The sequence below is a fragment of the Aeromonas sp. PrichA-15 genome, from assembly GCF_017939245.1.
GTDB classification, from domain to species: domain Bacteria; phylum Pseudomonadota; class Gammaproteobacteria; order Enterobacterales; family Aeromonadaceae; genus Aeromonas; species Aeromonas caviae.
This window is the reverse complement of the sequence record NZ_JAGKRH010000275.1, coordinates 1-301: the sequence shown is the minus strand read 5'-3', so window position 1 is coordinate 301 and position 301 is coordinate 1. Positions and strand designations below refer to the sequence as shown.

Here is a 301-nt window from a genome sequence, read left to right as displayed (position 1 = left end):
ATCCAGGGATAACCGGGCAAACAGACGCATGGAGGCGATTTCGTACAGAGCATCTTCCATCGCGCCATCGCTCAGGTTGTACCAATGCTGCATGCAGTGAATGCGTAACATGGTTTCCAGCGGATAAGGTCGCCGGCCATTACCAGCCTTGGGGTAAAACGGCTCGATGACTTCCACCATGTTTTGCCATGGCAGAATCTGCTCCATGCGGGACAAGAAAATCTCTTTTCTGGTCTGACGGCGCTTACTGCTGAATTCACTGTCGGCGAAGGTAAGTTGATGACTCATGATGAACCCTGTT

Annotated in this window: 1 protein-coding gene; it reads right to left on the bottom strand. The window is 51.5% G+C overall.

The features are described 5' to 3' along the window. Nucleotides 1–288, bottom strand: a 288-nt coding sequence (locus J9889_RS20880; RefSeq protein WP_032175593.1) for an IS5/IS1182 family transposase, incomplete at its 3' end; no start/stop codon positions are given. Nucleotides 289–301 lie beyond the last annotated feature (13 nt).